4 protein-coding genes, 1 pseudogene and 1 riboswitch are annotated in these 6054 nt (G+C 72.6%); all 5 genes and pseudogenes read right to left on the bottom strand.

All coding sequences use genetic code 11. The features are described from left to right. Positions 1-2112: aminomethyl-transferring glycine dehydrogenase (gene gcvP / locus E1258_RS28850; RefSeq protein WP_132406684.1), on the bottom strand; the 2112-nt coding region annotated here is incomplete at its 3' end. A 77-nt stretch (positions 2113-2189) separates the two neighbouring features. After that, positions 2190-2288, bottom strand: a riboswitch (glycine riboswitch). 61 nt (positions 2289-2349) lie between these two features. Continuing rightward, positions 2350-3216, bottom strand: coding sequence for an NAD-dependent protein deacetylase (locus E1258_RS28855; protein ID WP_243715761.1), 867 nt, complete (start codon positions 3214-3216; stop codon positions 2350-2352). Positions 3217-3315: 99 nt separating this feature from the next. Beyond that, the gene (locus E1258_RS28860) at positions 3316-3948 is read right to left on the bottom strand and encodes a hypothetical protein (protein ID WP_132406688.1); all 633 of its coding nucleotides are present in this window, start codon (positions 3946-3948) and stop codon (positions 3316-3318) included. Continuing rightward, entirely contained in the window at positions 3945-5141 is a 1197-nt protein-coding gene (locus E1258_RS28865) for a globin domain-containing protein (RefSeq protein ID WP_132406690.1), read from the bottom strand. Before E1258_RS28865 ends, E1258_RS28860 begins: the two co-directional genes overlap by 4 nt. Positions 5142-5144: 3 nt before the next feature. After that, a pseudogene (locus tag E1258_RS28870) lies at positions 5145-6054 on the bottom strand (nitric oxide synthase oxygenase); the annotation flags it as partial.

Below are 6054 nucleotides of genomic sequence, written 5' to 3' on the forward strand. Positions count from 1 at the left end.
ACCCACCCCCGGCCCACCACCGCCGTGCGGGATGCAGAACGTCTTGTGCAGGTTCAAGTGCGACACGTCCGCGCCGAACCGGCCCGGCTTGGCGAACCCGACCAGCGCGTTGAGGTTCGCCCCGTCGACGTACACCTGGCCGCCGGCGTCGTGGACCTTCGCGCACAACTGCGCGATGCCCGTCTCGTACACCCCGTGCGTCGACGGATACGTCACCATGATCGCCGCGAGCACGCCACGATGCTTGTCGATCTTCGCGTCGAGGTCGACCAGGTCGACGTTGCCGTCGTCGTCGCAGCCCACCACGACCACCCGCATTCCCGCCATCACCGCCGACGCGGCGTTCGTGCCGTGCGCCGACGACGGGATCAGGCACACGTCCCGGTGCCCCTGCCCCCGGTCGGCGTGGTACGCGCGGATCGCCAGCAGCCCCGCCAGTTCCCCCTGCGACCCGGCGTTGGGCTGCACGCTGACCGCGTCGTAGCCGGTCACCTCCGCCAGCCACCCCTCCAACTGGGTGATCAACTCCCGGTAGCCGGCGGTCTGCGACGGCGGCGCGAACGGGTGGATGTGGGCGAACTCCGCCCAGCTCACCGGCTCCATCTCCGTGGTCGCGTTCAGCTTCATCGTGCACGACCCCAGCGGAATCATGCCCCGGTCCAGGGCGTAGTCGAAGTCCGCCAACCGCCGCAGGTACCGCAGCATCGCCGTTTCCGAACGGTGCGCGCCGAACACCGGGTGGGTCAGGAACGCCGACGTGCGCGCCAATCCCGCCGGCAGGTCGGCCTCGACCGCGCCGTCGAACCCGGGCACCCCGAACGCCGCCCACACCATCGCCAGATGCGCCCCGGTGGTCGTCTCGTCACACGAGATCCCGACCCGGTCGGCGTCGACCAGCCGCAGGTTCACCCCCCGCCGCTGCGCGTCGGCGACCACCTGCGCGGCCCGGCCCGGCACCACCGCCGTGACCGTGTCGAAGAACGCGACGTCCGCGACACCCACCCCGCCGGCGCGCAACCCGGCCGCGAGCCGCGCCGCCATCGAGTGGGTACGCGCCGCGATGCCCCGCAGCCCGTCCGGGCCGTGGTAAACGGCATACATGCCGGCCATCACCGCCAGCAGCACCTGCGCGGTGCAGATGTTGCTGGTCGCCTTCTCTCGCCGGATGTGCTGCTCACGGGTCTGCAACGCCAGCCGGTACGCCGGGTCGCCCGCCGCGTCGCGGGACACCCCCACCAGCCGGCCGGGCAGCATCCGCTCCAACCCCGACCGGACCGCCAGGTACCCGGCGTGCGGGCCACCGAAGCCCATCGGCACCCCGAACCGCTGGGTGGTGCCGGCGGCGATGTCCGCGCCGATCTCCCCCGGCGCGCGCAGCAGCGTCAACGCCAACAGGTCCGCCGCCACCGTGACCAGCGCCCCGGCCGCGTGCGCCGCCGCCACCAGCGGCGCGTGATCGCGTACCGCCCCCGACGCCCCCGGATACTGCAGGTGCAGCCCGAAGAACTCCCCCGGCAGCGCCTGCGCGTCCAGATCCACCACCTGCACCTCGATGCCCAACGGCTGCGCCCGGCTGGTGATCACCGCGATGGTCTGCGGCAACGCGTCGGCGTCGACCACGTACACGCTGCTGCGGCTCTTCGACGCCCGCCGGGCCAGGGTCATCGCCTCCGCCGCGGCGGTGCCCTCGTCGAGCATCGACGCGTTCGCCGTGGCCAGGCCCGTCAGGTCCGTCACCATCGTCTGGAAGTTCAGCAGCGCCTCCAACCGGCCCTGGCTGATCTCCGGCTGGTACGGCGTGTACGCCGTGTACCAGGCCGGGTTCTCCAGCACGTTACGGCGGATCACCGCCGGGGTGTGCGTACCGTGGTAACCCAACCCGATCATGGACACGGCGACGGTGTTGCGGCCCGCGATCGCCCGCAGCTGCGCCAGGGCGTCGTGCTCGCTGGCCGGCTCCGGCAGGTCCAGGGCGCCGTGCCAGCGGATCACCTCGGGAATCGCCGCGTCCATCAACTCGTCGATCGAGTCGTAGCCGACGACGTCGAGCATGTGGCGCTCGTCGTCGCCGTCGGGGCCGATGTGACGGGCGGCGAACTGCTCTACGGTCATGGCGGCGCTCCCCGGGATGTGAGGTCGACAAGTCGGCCTCCCCCTGAGTCACGCCCAGGGCAGGGCGCTCCACAGTGCCTGCCCGCGAGGTCCTTCTGCCTGAGAGGTTCCGGGGAGGAAGCTGCCCCTTCGGCGCCGCCCCGAACAGATCAGGCGGTCTCTCCCACGCGGGGTACCGGCACGCTCCACGCTACCAGCGCCGCTGTTTCCGGCGGATGTCGTCCCCCGCGATCTGGATCACCCGCACGCCGCCGCGCCGCCGACCAGCGCGTCCCCGGCGACCACCAGCCGGTCGGCAAGCGCCGGCAGCACCACCCCCAGCGGCGCGTCGACGCGCAGCGCGGCGTACCCGTCACCCCGGGTGGGCCCCTGGTTGACGATCACCACCGGAATGTCCCGTTTCGCCGCGCGGATCACGAACCGGCGCCCCGACAACACCGTCAACGACGACCCGAGCACCAGCATCACCCGGGCCCGCTCCACCAGGTCGAAACAGGTCGCCACCCGCGCCGCCGGCACCGTCTCCCCGAAGAACACCACGTCCGGTTTCAACATCCCGGTGCGACACCGTCCGCAGGCCACCGGCCGGAACCCCGCCACCTGCGCGTCGGCCAGGTCCACGTCACCATCCGGGTTGACCGCCGCCACCGCCGCGGCGAACCCCGGGTTCGCCTCCCGCAGCCGCCGGTCCACCTCCTGACGGCCGACGCGGTTGCCGCAGTCCAGACACACCACCTCGTCGAGGCGGCCGTGCAACTCCACCACCGGCGCCGACCCGGCGGCCGTGTGCAGACCGTCGACGTTCTGGGTGATCACCGCGTCGACCAGCCCACCGCGCTGCAACCGGGCCACCGCGACGTGCCCGCCGTTCGGCGTGGCCCCCGCGATCGTGCGCCATCCCAGGTGACTACGCGCCCAGTACCGCCGCCGCGCCACCGCATCGCCGGTGAACGCCTGCAACGTCATCGGGGTGTGCCGGCGGGCCACCCCGCTGGGCCCCCGGTAGTCCGGGATACCCGAGTCCGTCGACAGGCCCGCGCCGCTGAGCACCACGACACCACCGCCGGCGAGCAGACCGGCCACCGCGTCGAACGACCCCGTCACGCCATCCATGCTGCCTCAGCGCCCGCCGCGCCCGCGAGCACGCGCCGGTGACCCCCCTCGCCCCGGCAAACCCCACACCGGGGGCCGCCACCTTCGGACCTATCCGCCGAGGAGCTGACGCAGCTGCCGGTCCGCCTCAGCGGCCTGCGCCGCCTCCACCCGCACCTGCTCGGCCTGTCCCACCAGGTACGCCTGCCACCGCCCCACCTGCTGCCGCGCCGCCGCCAACGCCGCCGCCAACGCCGCCTGCCGGCCCTCCAGCTCCCGCACCCGCCCCAACAACCGCAGCTCCTCCGCCCGGGAATCCGCCGCGTCCGGCCCCGCGCCCGGCACACCTCCCGCCCGCCGGAACGCCTCGGCGACGATCTCTTCGGCCTGCCGCCGCGCCTCGGCGATGATCTCCGCCCCCTCCTCGGCGGCCTCGTCGATCGTCCGGTTCGCCTCCTCCTGCGCCCGCACCGTCAACTCGATCACCATCGGATCCGGGCCCTGCGGCGCCACACTCGGCAACGCGCCGTGCCGCAGCATCTCCACCTGCCGCACCAGCGCCTCGTTCTCCCGCCGCAACCGTTCCAACTCACCGTTGAGCAACCCGATCCGCTCGTCGGCCGCCCGGGCCACGTCGACGACCCCGTCGACCGACAACCAGTCAGCGCCACGGAACCGGCGCGCCGCCAACGCGCCCACCGCCCGCGTCGTACCACCCTGCCCGTCACCGACGTCGACGCTCATCGGACCCCCGTCCCGCTGAAGTCCCGCACCGCCGCCGCGGCCTGACCGGCCAGCGGCGGATACTGGCAATGGTCGTACACCTCGGCCAGAATCCGCTGCGCCGCCACCCCCGAGGCCACCAGCGCCCCGATCGTCTCCCGCGTCATCTGCGGACTGCCGCACACCAACACGTCGGTGTCCCGCCACGGCCCCAACCGCACCGCCGTGTCACCGGCCGTGCCCACCGCACCCGACCACCGCCAGGCGGTCTGCACCGTCGGCACGTACCGCAACCAACCCGACGCGCCGGCCAGCTCCCACACCGCCGCGTCGTCGTACAGGTCGTCGGGGGTTCGGCCGCCCACCACCAACGTCGTCGGCCGCGGCTCCGCCCGCAACGCCTCCACCACCGCCCGCAACGGCGCCAACCCCGTCCCCCCGGCCACCAACAGCAACCGCAGGTGCGGCGACCGGCCGTACGACGACAACGCCGTGCCCGTCGGCGAGCCCAGCAACACCTGATCCCCCACCCGCAGCCGGCGCACCAGATACGTCGAGAACCGGCCCGTCGCCCGCACGTGGAACTCGATCGTGCCGTCCGCGCGCGGCGCGTTCGCCGGCGACAGGTACCGCCACAGCCGCAACTGCGGCACCTGCACCGGCAGCGACTGCCCGGGCAGGTACTCACACAGATAGTTCGGGCGCACCGTGAACACGCACACGTCCGCGCGGCGCCGCTGCACCCGGAGGACCTCCGCCTCCCACAACGGCGGCGACGACAGCTCCGCGTCCGCCGCGCCCGCCAACATCAACCGCGTCACCACCTCGTACGCCGCCGTCCAGTCCGCCCGCAACCCCGGCGTCCACCGCGGCCCGAGGAACCGCTCCAACGTCGCCAGCAGCGCCTGCCCCACCCACCGGTAGTGCCCCTGCGCCAACGGCACCGCCCGGCCCTGCCGATCCGCGCCCCGGAACCGGCGGTGGTCGGCGCCCAACCGACGCGTGAACCCCGCCAACTCCCGCTCGTCGTCAACGTGGCTCACGATGTGCCCTAACGCCGCCAGCAGCTTGTCCTCCTGGTAACGCATGTTCGTCGGGAACATCGACCGCACCTCCGGCGCGATCGTGAACAACGTCGCGTAGAAATACCTCGCCGCCTCCGGACCCGCCACCTGCAACTGCGCCCAACTCTGCCGCAACCCCACGACGTCCATCCCTCAGTCCTCCCGCCGGCGGGCCGCGTCGTGCCGCTCCCGCAGAGTCAGCGCCACCGCACCGTCTGGCCCGTACGCCCGATCCACCGGCCACAGGTTCGGGTTCGGCACCCCCGTGTCGTAGTAGCGGTGATACACCGCGTGCAGCGCCGCCCACCCCACACTGCCGTTGAGCCACGACCAGTCACCGTGCACCGGCCGCCCCGCCCGCTCCTCCTGCGCGCAGAACTTCATGAACAACTCCGACTCGGTGTGCGGATCCGACACCCGCACCCCCGCCAACCGGAACGAATGCAACACCGCCTGATTGATCACCAACGCGGCGTGTTCCCGCCACAGCGTGTCCTCCCGCGACGTGTCCAACCCCAACCCGCGCGCCACCGGCAGCAGCTGGTCGTACCGATGCCCGTCACCCATGTTCCGGGTACCGATCTCGTCACTGAGGTAGTGGCCGTTGAACGGCGCGCAACCGTAGTCCACCCCACCGACCCGCAACCGCATGTTGCTGATCACCGGCAGCGCGTGCCACCGCAACCGCAACCCCGCGAACCACGGATACGCCGGATGAGTCAACGCGACCTCCCGCACCAGGTCCCGCGGCACCTCCACCAGAGTCGGATCCTCGTACGCCGTCTCGATCACCCACGGCAACAGGTCGAACCGGCCCGGCACCGGCGGTGGACGCCACCCCAGGCCCACCACCGCACCCGTCATCGGCACCTGCGCCGGATCACCCACCACCGCACCATCGGCGCACCGGTGACCGCAATACCGGATCAACTGGTCGTTCCAGATCCGCGCCCGCGGCCCCACCCCCGGGCGGTCCGGCGCGAACACCGTCATCACCGACCGGATCCGCCCACCGTTGTCCGCCTACGCCAGGTGCCGCGTCAACTCGGCGGCGATCCCCGCC

Source organism: Micromonospora sp. KC207 (assembly GCF_004348615.1).
In the GTDB taxonomy this organism is placed as follows: domain Bacteria; phylum Actinomycetota; class Actinomycetes; order Mycobacteriales; family Micromonosporaceae; genus Micromonospora.